Source organism: Paracoccus shanxieyensis, from assembly GCF_009711265.1.
Taxonomy (GTDB): Bacteria; Pseudomonadota; Alphaproteobacteria; order Rhodobacterales; family Rhodobacteraceae; genus Paracoccus; species Paracoccus shanxieyensis.
Genome location: NZ_WMII01000028.1, coordinates 1 through 15873 on the forward strand (window position 1 = coordinate 1; position 15873 = coordinate 15873).

General features: G+C 69.1%; 21 protein-coding genes. 17 read left to right on the top strand and 4 right to left on the bottom strand.

Translation table 11 applies throughout. From position 1 onward, the window contains the following. From GL284_RS18870 to GL284_RS18880, 3 genes are all read left to right on the top strand, one after another. Nucleotides 1-281: DUF2190 family protein (locus GL284_RS18870; protein WP_155046044.1), on the top strand; the 281-nt coding region annotated here is incomplete at its 5' end. Beyond that, nucleotides 281-592, top strand: coding sequence for a head-tail joining protein (locus GL284_RS18875; RefSeq protein WP_062563544.1), 312 nt, complete (start codon nt 281-283; stop codon nt 590-592). The genes GL284_RS18870 and GL284_RS18875, both read left to right, overlap by 1 nt. After that, on the top strand, nt 589-1218 hold the full coding sequence (locus tag GL284_RS18880; protein WP_062563545.1) for a DUF6441 family protein: 630 nt from the start codon (nt 589-591) through the stop codon (nt 1216-1218). The genes GL284_RS18875 and GL284_RS18880 overlap by 4 nt, the downstream gene beginning before the upstream one ends. Before the next feature lie 50 nt (nt 1219-1268). Here the strand turns inward: GL284_RS18880 and merA are convergent, their stop codons facing one another. From merA to GL284_RS18900, 4 genes are read right to left on the bottom strand one after another with little or no spacing between them, the layout of a single operon-like run. Further along, on the bottom strand, nt 1269-2705 hold the full coding sequence (gene merA / locus GL284_RS18885; protein WP_155046045.1) for a mercury(II) reductase: 1437 nt from the start codon (nt 2703-2705) through the stop codon (nt 1269-1271). Then, on the bottom strand, nt 2698-2931 hold the full coding sequence (gene merF, locus GL284_RS18890; RefSeq protein WP_123644184.1) for a mercury resistance system transport protein MerF: 234 nt from the start codon (nt 2929-2931) through the stop codon (nt 2698-2700). Before merF ends, merA begins: the two co-directional genes overlap by 8 nt. Nucleotides 2932-2935: 4 nt before the next feature. Continuing rightward, the gene (locus GL284_RS18895) at nt 2936-3241 is read right to left on the bottom strand and encodes a heavy-metal-associated domain-containing protein (RefSeq protein ID WP_062563548.1); all 306 of its coding nucleotides are present in this window, start codon (nt 3239-3241) and stop codon (nt 2936-2938) included. An 18-nt stretch (nt 3242-3259) separates the two neighbouring features. Further along, nucleotides 3260-3649: a mercuric transporter MerT family protein gene (locus GL284_RS18900; protein ID WP_062563549.1), complete on the bottom strand. Its 390-nt coding sequence runs from the start codon at nt 3647-3649 to the stop codon at nt 3260-3262. A 76-nt stretch (nt 3650-3725) separates the two neighbouring features. Between GL284_RS18900 and GL284_RS18905 the strand changes: the two genes are divergently transcribed. From GL284_RS18905 to GL284_RS18970, 14 genes are all read left to right on the top strand, one after another. Beyond that, the gene (locus tag GL284_RS18905; RefSeq protein WP_062563550.1) at nt 3726-4151 is read left to right on the top strand and encodes a MerR family transcriptional regulator; all 426 of its coding nucleotides are present in this window, start codon (nt 3726-3728) and stop codon (nt 4149-4151) included. Beyond that, nucleotides 4148-4564: an acyl-CoA transferase gene (locus tag GL284_RS18910; protein WP_083548833.1), complete on the top strand. Its 417-nt coding sequence runs from the start codon at nt 4148-4150 to the stop codon at nt 4562-4564. The genes GL284_RS18905 and GL284_RS18910 overlap by 4 nt, the downstream gene beginning before the upstream one ends. A 24-nt stretch (nt 4565-4588) precedes the next feature. Then, on the top strand, nt 4589-5533 hold the full coding sequence (locus GL284_RS18915; protein WP_155046046.1) for a phage tail tube protein: 945 nt from the start codon (nt 4589-4591) through the stop codon (nt 5531-5533). Then, nucleotides 5533-5970 (top strand): hypothetical protein, encoded by a 438-nt coding sequence (locus GL284_RS18920; RefSeq protein WP_155046047.1) that lies wholly within the window; start codon nt 5533-5535, stop codon nt 5968-5970. The genes GL284_RS18915 and GL284_RS18920 overlap by 1 nt, the downstream gene beginning before the upstream one ends. Nucleotides 5971-6068: 98 nt before the next feature. Continuing rightward, complete coding sequence (locus GL284_RS21820; protein WP_255453286.1) at nt 6069-6197, top strand: DUF7697 family protein; 129 nt, start codon at nt 6069-6071, stop codon at nt 6195-6197. Next, nucleotides 6190-8607: a phage tail tape measure C-terminal domain-containing protein gene (locus GL284_RS18930; protein WP_155046049.1), complete on the top strand. Its 2418-nt coding sequence runs from the start codon at nt 6190-6192 to the stop codon at nt 8605-8607. The genes GL284_RS21820 and GL284_RS18930 overlap by 8 nt, the downstream gene beginning before the upstream one ends. After that, a complete protein-coding gene (locus GL284_RS18935) occupies nt 8607-9233 on the top strand; it encodes a DUF2460 domain-containing protein (RefSeq protein WP_155046050.1) in 627 nt (208 codons plus the stop codon). Before GL284_RS18930 ends, GL284_RS18935 begins: the two co-directional genes overlap by 1 nt. Further along, nucleotides 9230-9580 carry a hypothetical protein gene (locus GL284_RS18940; protein WP_058248933.1) on the top strand — a complete coding sequence of 117 codons (351 nt, stop codon included), beginning with the start codon at nt 9230-9232 and terminating at the stop codon, nt 9578-9580. The genes GL284_RS18935 and GL284_RS18940 overlap by 4 nt, the downstream gene beginning before the upstream one ends. Further along, nucleotides 9567-9704, top strand: coding sequence for a hypothetical protein (locus tag GL284_RS18945; protein ID WP_155046032.1), 138 nt, complete (start codon nt 9567-9569; stop codon nt 9702-9704). Before GL284_RS18940 ends, GL284_RS18945 begins: the two co-directional genes overlap by 14 nt. 5 nt (nt 9705-9709) lie before the next feature. Then, nucleotides 9710-10378 carry a lysozyme gene (locus GL284_RS18950; RefSeq protein ID WP_155046051.1) on the top strand — a complete coding sequence of 223 codons (669 nt, stop codon included), beginning with the start codon at nt 9710-9712 and terminating at the stop codon, nt 10376-10378. Continuing rightward, entirely contained in the window at nt 10375-10584 is a 210-nt protein-coding gene (locus tag GL284_RS18955) for a hypothetical protein (RefSeq protein WP_155046052.1), read from the top strand. The genes GL284_RS18950 and GL284_RS18955 overlap by 4 nt, the downstream gene beginning before the upstream one ends. Beyond that, entirely contained in the window at nt 10581-11465 is an 885-nt protein-coding gene (locus tag GL284_RS18960) for a DUF2163 domain-containing protein (RefSeq protein WP_341870506.1), read from the top strand. The genes GL284_RS18955 and GL284_RS18960 overlap by 4 nt, the downstream gene beginning before the upstream one ends. Next, the gene (locus tag GL284_RS18965) at nt 11462-11896 is read left to right on the top strand and encodes an NlpC/P60 family protein (RefSeq protein ID WP_341870505.1); all 435 of its coding nucleotides are present in this window, start codon (nt 11462-11464) and stop codon (nt 11894-11896) included. Before GL284_RS18960 ends, GL284_RS18965 begins: the two co-directional genes overlap by 4 nt. 8 nt (nt 11897-11904) lie before the next feature. Further along, a complete protein-coding gene (locus GL284_RS18970) occupies nt 11905-15870 on the top strand; it encodes a baseplate multidomain protein megatron (protein ID WP_155046053.1) in 3966 nt (1321 codons plus the stop codon). The last annotated feature ends 3 nt before the right edge of the window (nt 15871-15873 follow it).

Here is a 15873-nt window from a genome sequence, read left to right on the forward strand (position 1 = left end):
TCGCCTCCGGCGATGGCCTGCTCGTCGGCTCCATCTTCGGCATCGCCGCGGGTGCCGCCGCCATTGGCGAGCCCGTCGAGACCGCGCTCGTCGGCGTGTTCGACATCACCAAGGTCGGCTCCCAGGCGTGGACGGTTGGCGCCAAGGTCTATTGGGACGACACCAACAAGCGCACCACGACCGTCGCGACCGACAACACCCTCATCGGCGCGGCCGTCGAGGCGGTGGCGAGCGGCGCCGGCGACACCATCGGCCGGGTGCGCCTGAACGCGACGTTCTGATGTCGGCCTTCGCCGCCGCCATCGGCGCGCTCTTCGCCGATCCGAACATCGGCCGGGACGCGGTCTACATCGCCGACGGCGGTACACCCGTGCTGGTGCGTGCCGTCGCCCGTCGCGCCGACGCGGTCACCGACTTCGGCGACGCGCGGCTCTGGTCCGAAACCACCCGGATCGACCTGCGCGTGGCCGAGGTGGCGAACCCGCGTCCCGGCGACCGCATCGAGATCGACGGCGACGCCTTCCTCATACAGGGCGAGCCGGTCCGCGACCGCGAGCGGCTGGTCTGGACCGTCGACCTGAGGCCCGCGTGAAACTGAAGCTCGACATCGATCCCGACATCGTCGCGATGATGGCGGCCGAGGTCGCGGCGGGTGAACGGGCCGTCACCGCCGCCATTCGCGAGGCCGGGACTGGGCTGAAGACGGCGTGGCGGTTGCAGATCACCGGCGCGGGGCTTGGTACACGGCTCGCCAACTCGATCCGGAGCCAGAACTTCCCGAGGTCGGGCGAGAGCCTTGAGGCTGCGGCGCTGGTCTGGTCGAAGGCGCCGGTAATCGTCGGTGCGCATGACACCGGGCCGCTGATCCGATCGAAGAACGGGTTCTGGCTGGCGATCCCGCTGCCCGCGGCGGGCAAATCCCTGCGCGGCGGCCGGATCACCCCCGGTGAATGGGAGCGGCGACGCGGCCTCCGCCTGCGTTTCGTCTATCGCCGGACGGGCCCCAGCCTGCTGGTCGCCGAGGGGCGGCTGAACACGAAAGGCCAGGCGGTGGTGTCGCGGTCGAAGACCGGGCGCGGAAAGGTCACTGCGCCGATCTTCCTGCTGGTGCCGCAGGTCAAGCTGCCGAAGCGGCTGGATCTGGCGCGGGATGCAGACCGGGCGTTGGACAGCGTGCCGGGGCTGATCGTGGCGAACTGGGTGGGGGGTAGGTTGTGATCGCATCGATGCGCAATCTTGCTCGGCAGCCACGAAACCGACGGCTCGGGTTACCCCGCGCAGCACGACAGCTTCGCGACATCCTTGTCGAAGGTCTGCGCGGCGAGCTTCAGCCCCTCTACCGTGGTCAGATAGGGGAAGATCGTCTCGCCGAGCGCCTTTGTCGTCATGCCGAACTTGAGCGCCATGGCGAGCGTCTGGACACTGTCGGCTCCCTCCGGCGCCATGATCACGCCGCCCAGGAGGCGGTCGGTCGCCCGGTCCGCGACGAGCTTGATCAGGCCGCGCGTGTCGCGGGCGGCGAGCGCGCGGGGCACGTTGTCGAGCGTCAGCACACTGGTCTTGACGTCATGACCCGCGGCGCGCGCCTGCGCCTCGGTCAGCCCGACGCCGGCGACCTGCGGATCGGTGAACACCACCCACGGCATCGCGGCGTTGTCGTAGCGCTCCGCCCCGCCCAGAACGGCGTTGCGGGACGCGAGCTTGGCGCCATAGGCGGCCATGTAGACGAACTGGTCGCGGTCGGTCACATCGCCCGCCGCGAAGATGCCGGCCTTCGTGGTCTGCATGTCGTCGCCCACCCGGATCGCGCCACGCGCGTCGGTCTCGACGCCCATCTCCGCGAGGCCCAGCCCCTCGGTGTTGGCTGCGCGTCCCGTCGTCAGGACGAGGCGGTCGGCCGTCAGATCGCGGTCTGCGCCGTCCACCGTCACCGTCAGGACCGCACGGGCCCCGTCGCGCCGTGCGGCGTCGTAGGTCGCGCCATCGACAACCGCGACGCCCTCGGCGCGCAGCGTCTCCGTCAGCGCCCGGGACACCTCCGGCTCTGTGCGCGGCAGCAGGCGCGAGCGGCAGACAATGGTGACGCGGGTGCCCATCCACGCCATCATCTGCGCCAGCTCCACGCCGATGTAGCCGCCGCCGAGGAAGATCAGGCTTTCGGGCAACCGGTCCAGCTCCAGCAGCGACGTGCTGTCGAGCGTTGGTGCGTCCTGGATCCCAGGGATGTCGGGCACGGCGGGTCGGCCACCGGTCGCGACGATCACCTTGGGAGCCGTGATCCTGCGCCCGCCGACCTCGACCCCGCCGAGGACGAGACGCGCCGGACCCTCGTCGAGATAGGTCACACCGCCGTAGCCCGGCAGCAGATCGGCGTACTTCTTCTGGCGCAGTGTCGCGACAAGATCGTCCTTGGCCGCAATCAGCGCCGACCAGTCGGCGACCTGCGCCTCGCTGTTCAGGCCCGGGAACCGATGTGCTGTCTGCGCACCGTGCAGGGCTTCCGCGGCCCGGATCATCGTCTTGGAGGGCACACAGCCCACGTTCACGCAGGTCCCGCCGATGGTGCCATGGCCGATCAGCGCGACGCGCTTGCCTCCCTCGGCGGCGGTGATCGCGGCCGAGAACCCGGCCGATCCGGCGCCGATCACGGCAAGGTCGAAATCGCCCTTGGGCGCGCAGCAATCGTCTTTCATCAAGTCATCCATCCGTTCGAGTGGTCTGGCGCCGCTGCCGTCTCCAGACCGCGTACACGGTCAGCGCGACGAAAAAGGCGAGCGCGGGCAGCAGAACGTAGTCGAGCCAACCCAGCCAGGCCGACAGGCCCACGGCACCCAGAAGCACCACCAGCACCGGAGTGAAGCAGCAGAGCGCCGCGATGACGGTGCCGACGATCCCTGTCGCGATCAGCTTGCGGTCGGACTGCTCGGTCATCTCGTCAGCCCGCGACACGCGCCGGGTAGCCTGCATTGGCCGACGCGGTCGCGATGGCGTCGGCGCTCGTCGCGGCGGTGTCGAAGATCACCGTGGCGGTGCGGGCATCGAAGTCGATCTCGACGGCGCGCACGCCCGCGACGCCCTCCATCGCACGCTTCACGGTGACTGGGCAGAGCGCGCAGGTCATGTTGTCCACCGCGAAGGTGACGGTCTGCTCGGCGGCGACGGTCTGCGCGGCAACAGGGATGGCGGTGATCGGCACAACGGCGGTCAGGCCGAACAAGGCGAGTGCAAGGATCTTCTTCATGTGGATGTCCTTTCGGGGTCAGTAGAGAAGCGGGGCCCACCAGTCGATGGTGAGGGCTGCGAGAACGAGGATCAGGGAGGCCCAGAGAGCCGACTTGGTGATGCGCGCCGATGCTGGCCTTGCGCAGTAGGAACCGGGTTCGCAGACGGTTGGCTTGCGGAAATAGACCTGCCAGAAACCCGCCGCGATGAAGCCGAGCGCGATCACGGCGAAGATCGGCTTGTAAGGCTCCAGAGCCGTCAGGTTGCCGATCCAGGCGCCCGAGATGCCGAGAGTCAGAAGCACCAGCGGCCCGATGCAGCAGGCCGAGGCGAGAAAGGCGCCCACCACACCGCCCGCCGCGAGCCAGCCCTTTCGGGCGGGGCGATCCGCGCCCGTGCTGTCCGTTCTGTCGTCTGTCAGCGCCATGTCGCGCACCTCTCGTCTGTGATTGACGATGGGTGTAGGGTCTGTAGCAACTACAGGCTCAAGAGGAAACTTGCCCATGACCGATCACGAGCGCGAGAGCGGCTTCACACGCGGCGACCTGGCCCGGGCGACCGGCTGCAACATCGAGACGATCCGCTATTACGAGAAGACCGGCCTGCTGCCCGACCCGCCCCGCACGGACGCCGGCTACCGGGTCTATTCCGCCGCACACGCCACACGCCTCCGCTTCATCCTGCGCGCCCGCGAACTCGGGTTCTCGATGGAGGACATCCGCGGGCTGATGGGGCTCGGCGACGGCGCCGCGCCGACCTGCGCCGAGGTCAAGGAACGGACGGAGCGGCACCTTGCCGATGTCCGCGCGAGGATCGCGGATCTTCGGCGTATCGAATCCGTCCTCGCTACAACTGCATCCAGGTGTTCGGGCGCCGAAGTCCCCGATTGTCCGGTGCTCGACGCGATTTCCAACTCGGCCGACCCATGACACCTCGCGAAACCATCCTCGTCGCGCTGCACGCGCGGCTCTCGGCGCTGCCCGCCACCGCTCTGCGCGGGGACGTGCTGCCCGAGCGCATGCCGGTCGAGGGCCTGATGATCCTGCGCGATGGCGAACCAGGTGCGCCCGAAGTCACGCTGTCGCCGCTGCGCTATCACTACCAGCACCGAGCCGAGATCGAGGCGGTCGTTCAGGGTGCCGATCGCGACGCCGCCTTTGACACGCTGACCGCCAGCATCGGCGCAGCGCTCGCCGCCGACCGGACGCTGGGCGGGTTCTGCGACTGGGTCGAGGCCGAAGCCCCGCGCCCGGTCGATCTGCCGGTCGAGGGCGCGGCGAGTCTGAAGGCCGCCGTTATCCCGGTCGTGCTGCACTATTCCACGGCCGACCCGCTGGCCTGACCCAACCGACCACAGGAGACGAACATGGCACGAGCCCAGGGGGCGCGAGCGCTGATGGCGCTTGCGTTCGAGACGACCTATGGAACGCCGCCCGTCAGCGGCTTCACCCGCATGCCCTTCGCCAGCACGTCGCTCGGCGCGGAGCAGCCGCTGCTGAATTCGGAGCTCTTGGGCTACGGCCGCGATCCGCTGGCGCCCATCAAGGACGCGGTGACCGCCGATGGCGATGTGGTGGTGCCGATCGATGCCGAAGCTTTCGGCTTCTGGCTGAAGGCCGCGTTCGGCCAGCCTGTCACCACCGGAAGCTCGCCCGGTCCATATACCCATACGTTTCAGTCCGGTTCCTGGACGCTGCCCAGCATGTCGATCGAAACCGGCATGCCCGAGATCCCGCGCTATGCGATGTATTCCGGCGTGGTGCTCGACCAGATCACCTGGCAGATGCAGCGTTCCGGCCTGCTGACGGCAACGGCGCGGCTGGTGGCGCAGGGCGAGACCGTGGGCACGACGACCAGCGCCGGAACGCCCGCCGCGCTGGAGCTGAAGCGCTTCGGCCATTTCAACGGCTCGATCAAACGCAACGGCACGGCGCTCGGCAACGTCGTCTCGGCCGAGATCACCTATGCCAACAATCTCGACCGGATCGAAACCATCCGCTCTGACGGCCGCATCGACGGCGCCGACCCGTCTATCGCGGCGCTGACCGGCCGGATCGAGGTGCGCTTCGCCGACCAGACGCTGGTGACGCAGGCGATCAACGGCGAGGCCTGCGAGATGGAGTTCTCCTATTCTCTGCCGTCCGGCGAGAGCTTCACCTTCACCGCCCACGCCGTCTATCTGCCGCGCCCGCGGATCGAGATCTCCGGGCCGCAGGGCGTGCAGGCCAGTTTCGACTGGCAGGCGGCGCGCGACAGCGTGGTCGGCCGGATGTGCACCGCCACCCTGATCAACGACATCGAGGACTACTGATGCTCACGCTCGATCTGACGAACGCGCCACGCTGGCATGACCTCGCGCCCGGCGTGCGGGTGCAGCTGCGCCCGCTGACCACCGCGCTGATGGTCGCGACCCGCAGCGACCCGGCCGTCGAGGCGGTGCCCGAGGAAGCCTCGGACGAGGAGCGCGCCGTCGCCTTCGCCAAGGCACTGGCGCGGCGGGCCGTGCTCTCCTGGGAGGGTGTGGGCGACGCGGACGGGAACCCCATCGACCCAACCCCGGAGGCCATCGACGCGCTCCTCGACATCTGGCCGATCTTCGAGGCCTTCCAGCTGAGCTACGTCTCGAAGGGCCTGCTGTTGGAGCAGGAAAAAAACGCCTCCGCGCTCTCGCCGAATGGTCCTTCGGCGGGGGCGAGCGCTACTGCGAAGCCTGCGCGCAAGCCTGCCCGGACTGCCCGGCGCGGCTGAACTGCCCGCTCACGCATGAAGGCTGGCAGGTCTGGGACCTCGTCGGCCGCCTCGGCGGCCAGCTCCGGTTACTGCCCGGCGCGGTGATCGGCTGGGACATGTCGGCAGCGCTGGCGCTCGGTGACGCCCTCGGCGTGCCGCCGCTCGCCATGGCCGAACTGCTGCCGGTCATCGAAGCGGTGATGGTGGCCAAGCTCAACGAACAGATGGAACGCCCCAATGGCTGAAAAGCGTGTGTCCGTCCGCCTCGCCGCGGTCGGCGGACGGCAGGTGCGCGCCGAGCTGGAAGGTGTGGGCGAAGCCGGATCGCGTGGCTTCGGACGGCTGAGCCGGGAGATGGAAGCCGCGAACGCCCGGCTCGCCGCCTTCGCGCGGCGGGTGCGGGTGGCGGCCGCCGCCGCCGTGGCCGCCGCAGCCGCCGCGGGCGTGGCGATGATCCGCTCCGGCCTCCAGACAGTTGATGCACAGGCCAAGCTCGCGCAGTCGCTTGGCACGACCGTCGCCTCAATCCAGACCCTCGAGCGCGCGGGCGAACTGGCGGGCGTTTCGATGTCCGGGATCGAGCAGGCCACCAAGGATCTGACGCGTCGTCTCAGCCAGGCGGCGGCCGGGACCGGCCCCGCCGCCGACGCGCTGGACCGGCTGGGGCTTTCGGCCAACGAGCTGATTGCTCTGCCGCTGGACCAGCGTGTGGGGGCGATCAACGCGGCCATCGAGAGCTTCGTGCCCGCCGCAGAACGCGCGGCCGTTGCGGGGCAGCTCTTCGGCGAGGAAGGCTCTATCGCCATGTCGCGGATCGACACCGCGACGCTGCGCCAGGCGACCGAGGACGTGCGCGCCTTTGGGGTCGTGGTCTCCGAGCAGGACGCTGACCAGATCGAACGGACGAACGATGCGATCTCCCGGCTCGGGCTGATCTGGCTCGGTCTCTCGAACCAGCTCGCCGTCGCCGCGGCCCCTGCGCTCGAAGCCGTCGCCAACGCCATGGCGGCGGTCGCCAGCCGCACCGGCCCGCTCGGCATCGCGATCCGCGGGCTCTTCGACAACATCGGCCGCCTGACCACCTATGCCGCCACCTTCGCGGCCTTCCTCGCGGGCCGCTGGGTCGCCGGCATGGCCGCCGCGGCGCTCTCCATCCGTGGCCTCGCCACCGCTCTCGTCGTGCTAAGGGGCGCGTTGATCCGGACCGGCATCGGCGCGCTGATCGTGGGCGCAGGCGAGCTCGTCTACCAGTTCACCCGGCTCGTGTCCGGCGCGGGCGGCTTTGGCGAGGCGATGTCGCTCCTGAAGGACTTGGCGGTCGAGGTCTGGGAGCGGATCAGGATGGGCGCGGCTGCGGCGGGCGCGGCCGCCACGGCGATGTTCTTCGACCTGAAGGCCGACGCCGCGTCGGGCATGCAGAGCGCCATCGAGAGCGTCGTGGCTTTTGGCAACACCGCCGCGAACACGTTCGAGGGGGCCTACGAGGCGATCAAGGCGATCTGGGGCTTGCTGCCCGCGGCCATCGGCGATCTGGCGTTCCAGGCGGCGAACAGCCTGGTCGACGGCGTCGAGGCGATGCTGAACGGCGTGGTCTCGCGCATCAACGGCTTCATCGGCGGCATCAATCAGGGGCTGGAAGCGCTCGGGTCCGAGCGCCGCATTTCGCTGGTGCCCGACCTCGACCTTGGCGAGATCGAGAACCGCTTCGAAGGGGCGGCAACGGCCGCGACGACGGCGGCGCAGGCGGCCTTCGACCGGGCCTTCGAGGACAACCCGCTGACCGCGCCCGATCTCGGCCTGACCGAGGCGGCAAACCGCGCGCTCGAGTCCGCGAACCTGTATCGCGGGGCCGCGCGAGATCTGGCCGAGGAGGCCCGCGCGCCCCTCGAAAGCTGGCAGGCCCTGCGGGATGCCGTGCGCGGCACCGATGAGGCGAGCGCGGATGCGCTGACCGAGGCCACGGGTGCTGCCGAGCGGCTGGAGACGGCGCTCGGCGATGCCGGACGCGCCGCGACGGATGCAGGCGCGGCGGCCGGAGCTGCCGCCGCTGCGGCGGAGCCCGCGACCGAGGCCGCCGTCACCGGCTGGCAGGCCGTCACGGCGGCGCTGTCGGATTACGCCAGCAAGGCGCGTGAGATCGGCGGCGACATCGGCCAGAGCCTCGTCGGCGCCTTCCAGTCGGCCGAGAACGCGGTGGGCCAGTTCGTGAAGACCGGCAAGCTCGACTTCCGCGACCTCGTCACCTCGCTGCTGGCCGATCTCGCCCAGCTGGCGGCGCGACGCTTCATCCTCGGGCCGATCGCCAATGCGCTCTCCGGCGTCTTCTCCGGGGCGGGCGGCATCTTCGCCAACGTCCTGCATGCGGGCGGGATGGTCGGATCGGCTGGACCCTCGCGGATGGTCCCGGCCATGGCCTTCGCCGCCGCGCCGCGGATGCATGGTGGCGGCATGGCCGGGCTTCGTCACGACGAGGTGCCCGCGATCCTGCAGCGCGGGGAACGCGTGCTGTCGCGGCGGGAGGCACAGAGCTACGGCGCGGGCGGCGGGGTCAACGTGACCATCATGGCCCGCGACGCCGAGAGCTTCCGGCAATCGCGAACGCAGGTCGCCGCGGATATCGCCCGCGCCGTGTCGCTCGGTCGGAGGGGCATGTGATGGCGTTTCACGAGGTCCGGTTTCCCGACAACATCAGCCGCGGCGCGCGCGGCGGGCCGGAACGGCGAACCCAGATCGTCGAGCTCGCCTCGGGCGACGAGGAGAGGAACGCCAGCTGGGCCAATTCGCGCCGCCGTTACGATGTGGCCTACGGCATCCGCCGCGCCGACGATCTGGCGGCGGTGGTCGCGTTCTTCGAGGCACGGAACGGGCGGCTGCACGGTTTCCGCTTCAAGGACTGGGGCGACCACAAGTCCTGCCTGCCCTCGGGCACGCCATCGCCAACCGACCAGGCGATCGGCACCGGCGACGGCGCGACGACCGCCTTCCAGCTGGTGAAGCACTACGTCTCGGGCAGCCAGACATGGGTGCGGACCATCGCCAAGCCGGTCGTGGGCTCGGTCACCATCGCCCTGAATGGCGTGCCGCAAGGGTCCGGCTGGTCCGTCGATACCACGACCGGCGTCATTACCTTCACCACCGCGCCGGGCCTAAGCGTCGCGATCACGGCGGGCTTCGAGTTCGATGTCCCGGTCCGCTTCGACACGGACGTGCTCGACGTGACGCTCGACCTCGAGCGGCTGGGCTCCATCACCTCCATCCCGCTTCTGGAGATCCGACGATGAACGACGAAACCGGATTTCTGGCGGCTGCCCTGAAGGAACTGCTCGCCTCCACCGCCGTGATCCTCGCTGCCTGGGGCGCGCTCGGGGGAGCGACAAATGCGCTGACGACGAAGATGCGGCTGCGCGACGCGCTGCGCCACATCCTGCTTGGCGGTCTGATCGCGGCCGGGATGGGGAGCCTGTCGATGGCGATCATCACCCGTTGGCTCGGCCTGCCGCCCGAGGCGATCCCGGCCGGGGGCGCGGCGGGTTCGGCCGCCTATCTGGTCGGCGTCTTCGGACCAGCCTTCATCGAGGTGCTGCTCGCCCGCCTGCGCCATGCCGGGAAAGGCGATGGCGATGCATGACCTTCTCCGCCTTGCGCGCTCCCTGCGCTGCGACCCGGCCGATCCCGGCCAGGCCTTCCGACACCGCCTGGGCGTCGGCATCGCGATCGCCGCGCTGATCCTGATCCTCTCGCTTCTGGGGTGACTTCCATGCGCATGACTGACCGGGGGCTGCTGGCCCTCGTCCGGCACGAAGGCATCGTGCCCGGACCCTATCTCGATGTCAAAAACGTCTGGACCTTCGGCATCGGCCACACCGCTGCCGCCGGTCCGCCCGATCCGGCACGGTTGCCGCGCGGCATGCCTGCTGATCTCGATGCAGGGATCCGCGAGGCGTTCCTGCTCTTCCGCAGCGACATCGTGGCATACGAGGCCGAGGTGCTGCGCGCGGTGAAGGTACCGGTGGAACCGCACGAGTTCGATGCACTGGTGTCGTTCCACTACAACACCGGCGGCATCGCGAAAGCTTCGCTGACCCGCCACCTGAACGCGGGCAACCGCGCCGCCGCCGCGCAAGCCTTCATGGGGTGGCTCCGGCCCGCCGCGATCCGCTCACGGCGCGAGGCCGAACGCGATCTGTTCCGCGATGGCCGCTATCCGACCGGCACCATCCCGGTCTGGGCGGTGGATCGCAACGGCCGGGTCGATTTCTCGCGGCCGGTCCGACGGCTGACCGAGACCGAGGCGCTGGCATTGCTGCGCCCGGCGAGCCAGCCGGTGCCGCCGCCCCTGCCAATACCGGTGCCAAACCAATCGCCTGGCACCCGGTCGTGGTGGCAGCAGCTGATGGAATTTTTCACAGGAAAGGCAACATCATGAACTGGAACCTCGCACGTGGGCTGGTCTATCTGGCCTGTCTTGCCGCCTCCGGGCTGGCCATGGCCGGGCTGGCGGATTTCGATCTGGTGACGGGCAGCTTCGATCTGCGCCCGTTCAACCTCTACGCCCTGACCGGCGCGGCGGGCGGTGTCGTGTCCTCGGCGCTGGCCTCGGTCGCCCTGTGGCGCGGCTGGGGGCGGAAGTGAAGGCCCTCCAGCCCGCGCTGCAGTCCCATCTCGACGAGGGCACGACGACGCTGGCCTGGTGCTGGCGGATTGTGCGGGCCGATGGGGTGACGCTCGGCTTCACCGATCACGACCGGACCCTGACGTTCGACGGCACCGATTTCGAGCCGGAAAGCGGTTTTGCCGCCTCCGAAGTGCGGTCTGGCTCGGATCTTTCCGTCGACGCGCAGGACGCCCAAGGCGTGCTGTCCTCCGACCGGATCACCGAGACCGATATCCTCGACGGCCGCTGGGACAATGCAGCGGTCGAGGTCTGGCGGGTGAACTGGGCCGCGACCTCCCAGCGCCTGCTGATGCGGCGCGGGGCCATCGGTCAGATCCGGCGTGGGCGGCTGGCCTTCGTGGCTGAAGTGCGCAGCCTGGCCCATGTCCTTGGCCAGACCGTCGGGCGAACGTTTCAGGCGAGTTGCGACGCCACGCTTGGCGATGCGCGCTGCGGGGTCGATCTCGAGGCATCACCGTTCAAGGGCACCGGTGCGATCATCGATGTGCTGCGCGACCGTGCCTTCACTGCCTCTGGGCTTGGCGGTTTCACCTCCGGCTGGTTCACTTTCGGCACTCTCGACTGGACCAGCGGGGCCAATGCCGGGCGGCGGGCCGAGGTGTTGGCGCATGACCTCGTCGACGGCGTCGCCATCCTGACCCTGTTGGAAGCCCCGGTGCGTGCCATCGCCGGGACGGACACCTTCACGATCCACGCTGGGTGCGACAAGCGCATCACGACCTGCGGCACGAAGTTCGCCAATGTTGCCAACTTCCGGGGCTTCCCCAACATCCCCGGCCAGGATGCTGTCCTGCGCTATGCCACCACTGACGGCGGCCACGAGGGGGCTGTGCTGTGACACCGGCCGATCCCTACACGGTCATCACCGTCGCGCGGTCCTGGCTGGGAACGCCATATCACGATCAGGCCAGCCTCAAGGGCGTCGGCTGTGACTGCCTCGGCCTCGCGCGCGGTGTCTGGCGCGAGGTGGTCGGGCCCGAGCCCTTCCCGATCCCGCCTTACAGCCGGGACTGGGGCGAGAGCGGCCCGCGTGAGGTGCTGGCCGAGGGAGCGCGCCGCATGATGGAGGAAATCACACCCGTCGATGCCCCTCCCGGCGCGCTGATCCTGTTTCGCATGATGCCGCGCGCCGTCGCCAAGCATGTCGGCATCCTCACCAGGCCCGACACCTTCCTCCATGCCTACGAGCGGCTCGGCGTGATCGAGGAACCGCTGACCCCGACGTGGCGACGCCGCATCGCCTTCGCCTTCCTCTTTCCCCAACGCTGAGAGTTTCCATGGCCACCCTTGTCCTCGGCGCTGTCGGCACTGCCATCGGCGGGGCCTTTGGTGGCGCGATTCTCGGCTTTTCCGGCGCGGCCATTGGTGGCTTCATCGGCTCGACGGTGGGTTCGGTGGTCGACAGCTGGATCGTGTCCTCACTGGCCCCCGCCCAGCGGATCGAGGGCGCGCGGCTCGACACGCTGCGCATCACCTCGGCCACCGAAGGGGCGGTGATCCCGCGGCTTTACGGCCGGATGCGCATCGGCGGCAACATCATCTGGGCCACCGATTTCCGCGAGGAGACCAAGACCACCACGCAGGGCGGTGGCAAAGGCGGTGGGGGAGGCAAGGTCAAGACCACCGAATACCTCTACTATGCCAGCTTCGCCGTAGCACTTTGCGAGGGTCCGATCACCGGCATCGGCCGCATCTGGGCCGACGGCAAGGCGATGGACATGACTGGCGTGACCTGGCGCTGGTATCCCGGCAACGAGGTACAAACGGCCGATCCCTTCATCGCCGCCAAGATGGGCGCGGCCAATACGCCCGCCTATCGTGGCACGGCCTATGTCGTGTTCGAGGATCTGGCGCTGGCGACCTTCGGCAACCGCTTGCCGCAGCTGTCCTTCGAGGTCTTCCGCCCGCTGGCTGACCCCGACACCGCCGAGGGTTTGGTGAAGGCCGTCACCCTGATCCCGGCCTCGGGCGAGTTCACCTATGCCACCGAGGCCATCTGCAAGGGCAGCGGTGGTGCCACGGTCGCCGAGAACCTGAACGCGCTGCCCGACCAGCCCGACATCGTGGTGGCGCTGGACCGGCTGCAGGCCATGGCCCCGGCGGTCGAAAGCGTCAGCCTCGTCGTGGCCTGGTTCGGCAACGATCTGCGTGCGGGCAACTGTACGATCAAGCCCGGCGTCGAAGTGGCGGCCAAGGTCACCAGCCCCGAGGTCTGGACCGTCAACGGCGTGGCGCGGGCCAATGCGCATCTGGTCAGCCGCGACGCCGAGGACCGGCCGGTCTATGGCGGCACTCCTGCCGACTTTGCGGTGGTGCAGGCGATCCGCGAGATGAAGGCGCGCGGGCTGCGGGTAGCCTTCTATCCGTTCCTCCTGATGGATGTGCCGCCCGGCAACACGCTGCCGAACCCATACAGCGCGAATTCCGCCACACCCGGCCAGCCTTCCTTCCCTTGGCGCGGCCGGATCACCTGCTCCCCGGCGGCAGGCTTCGCAGGGACCGCCGACAAGACCGCCGCAGCGTCCACGCAGGTCTCCAGCTTCTTCGGTGCTGCCACCCCGGCGCAGTTCGCGGAGTCGGGCGACACCGTCAGCTGGACCGGCCCCTCCAGCGACTGGGGGCTGCGCCGGATGATCCTGCACTACGCCCATCTCTGCGCGGTCGCCGGCGGGGTCGATGCATTCCTGATCGGCACCGAGATGCGCGGTCTGACCACGATCCGGTCGAGCGCCAGCGCCTATCCGGCCGTCACGGCCTTCAAGGCGCTGGCGGCCGAGGTGAAGGCGATCCTCGGGCCGGGCACCAAGGTGGGCTATGCCGCCGACTGGTCGGAATACTTCGGCCACCATCCGCAGGACGGCAGCGGCGACGTCTATTTCCACCTCGACCCGCTCTGGTCGGACACCAACATCGACTTCGTCGGCATCGACAACTACCTGCCGCTCTCGGACTGGCGCGATGGTTTCGACCATGCCGATGCGCTTGAAGGCTGGGCCGCGATCTACGACCGCGCCTACCTGCAATCGAACATCGCGGGCGGCGAGGGCTTTGACTGGTTCTATGCCAGCGCTGCCGACCGGTCTGCGCAGATCCGCATGCCGATCTCCGATGGCGCGGCAGGCAAACCGTGGGTGTTTCGCCCCAAGGATATCCGCGCATGGTGGACGAACCCGCATTTCAACCGGCCGGGCGGGGTGGAAAGCGGCACGCCCACCGCATGGGTACCGCAGTCCAAGCCGGTCTGGTTCACGGAATTGGGCTGCCCGGCCATCGACCGGGGCACCAACCAGCCGAACGTTTTCTTTGATCCCAAGTCGTCCGAGAGCTTCACGCCCTTCTTCTCACGCGGCTGGCGCGATGATGCCATCCAGCGCGCCTATCTCGAGGCAAGCTATCTCTGGTGGGACCAAGGGGCGAACAACCCGACCTCATCCGTCTACGGTGGCCGGATGGTCCATGTTCCCGAATGTGCGGCGTGGACCTGGGACGCGCGGCCCTATCCGTTCTTCCCCGAACTGACCGGGATCTGGACAGACGGCCCCAACTGGCGGCTCGGGCACTGGCTGACCGGCAGGCTCGGCGCGGTGTCTCTGGCCGCCCTCGTGCGCCACCTCTGCCTCTGCGCCGGGCTGGCGGAAGACCTGATCGACGTTTCCGGCCTCTGGGGCGCGGTCGAGGGCTATGTGATCGGCGCGCTGGAAAGCCCGCGCGCATCGATTTCCACGCTGACCCGCCACTTCGGCTTCGATGCCATCGAGACCGAAGGCGTGATCCGTTTTGTCATGCGTGGCCGCGCCTCGGTCGTCACACTGGCCATCGACGATCTGGTGGCCAGTCGTGAGGGTGAGGCTTTTGAGCTGACCCGTGGCCAGGAAACCGAACTGCCGCAGGCACTGAAGTGGCAGGTCGCGCGGGCGGATGAGGATTATGACGCCGCGCTGGTGGAAGCGCGACGGATCACCGTCGACACCACCCGCATCGCCTCGGAAAGCTTCCCGATGGCGATCCCGCCCGAGGAGGCGGAACGCCGGTGCCGCCGCGCGCTGATGGAAGCCTGGATCGGCCGGGAAAGCGCGACCTTCCGCCTGCCGCCCTCGCGCCTTGCCCTCGACCCTGCCGACGTGATCCGGCTGGCGCATGACGGCCGCGAGGTGGAATTCCGGCTCGTCTCGGTCGCCGATGCCGAGGCGCGCGGGATCGAGGCGGTCCGTCAGGATCGGGCCGCCTACGACCTGCCGCCCGGCGATCCGCGTCCGGCCTCGCTTGCCAGCCCCGTCGTCTTCGGCACGCCCGAGGTGGTCATGCTGGACATCCCGCAGATCAGCGAAGACCAGCCCGCACATCGCCCCCTGATCGCCGCGCATGCCAGCCCCTGGCCGGGCGAGATCGCCGTGTTCCGCAGCGCCTCGACCGATGGGTTTAGCCTCCTGACCACATTCGGCAGTCGGGCCCAGATCGGCACTCTGGCCTTCGACTTCTTTCCGGGGCCGACCTCGCGCTTCGATCTTGGCAACGCGTTGGTGGTCGATCTGCTGTCCGGAACGCTGGAAAGCGTGACGGATGTCGCCCTGTTCGGCGGGGCGAATGCGCTGGCGGTCGAGAGCGCCGCTGGCCAATGGGAGATCGTTCAGGCGGGTAAGGCAGAACTCATCGCCCCGGGCAGGTACCGCCTGACCCGCCTCCTGCGCGGCCAGCGCGGGACAGAACATGCCATGGGCAACCTGGCCCCGGCCGGAGCACGGGTTGTGATCCTGGACACCGCGCTGTCATCGCTGCCCATCGCCGAGGCCGATCTTGGTCTGCCTTGGAACTGGCGGGTCGGTCCTGTCGCGCGGGCGGTCAGCGACGCAAGCTATGCCTCGCTCGCCTTCACCCCATCCGGGCGCGGCCTTGTCCCCTTTGCCCCGGTCCATGTCGAACAGCCATGGCGCACGGCGCGCAGCTCGGGCGATCTGACGATCCGTTGGATCCGGCGATCCCGCGCGCTGGTCGCCGATGCCTGGGAACAGGTCGAAGTGCCGTTGGCCGAGGACCTGGAATCCTACGACGTCCAGATCCTCGACGGCGCTGCGATCAAGCGCACGCTGACCAGCAGTACGCCCTCCGTCCTCTACACCGCCGCTCAGCAGACAGCCGATTGGGGTGCGCCACTGGGGCCCAGCCAGATGCTGGCGCTCCGCATCTTCCAGCTCTCGAACCGCCTCGGGCGCGGTACGCCCGCGACCGTGTCCCTCCAGTTCTGACGG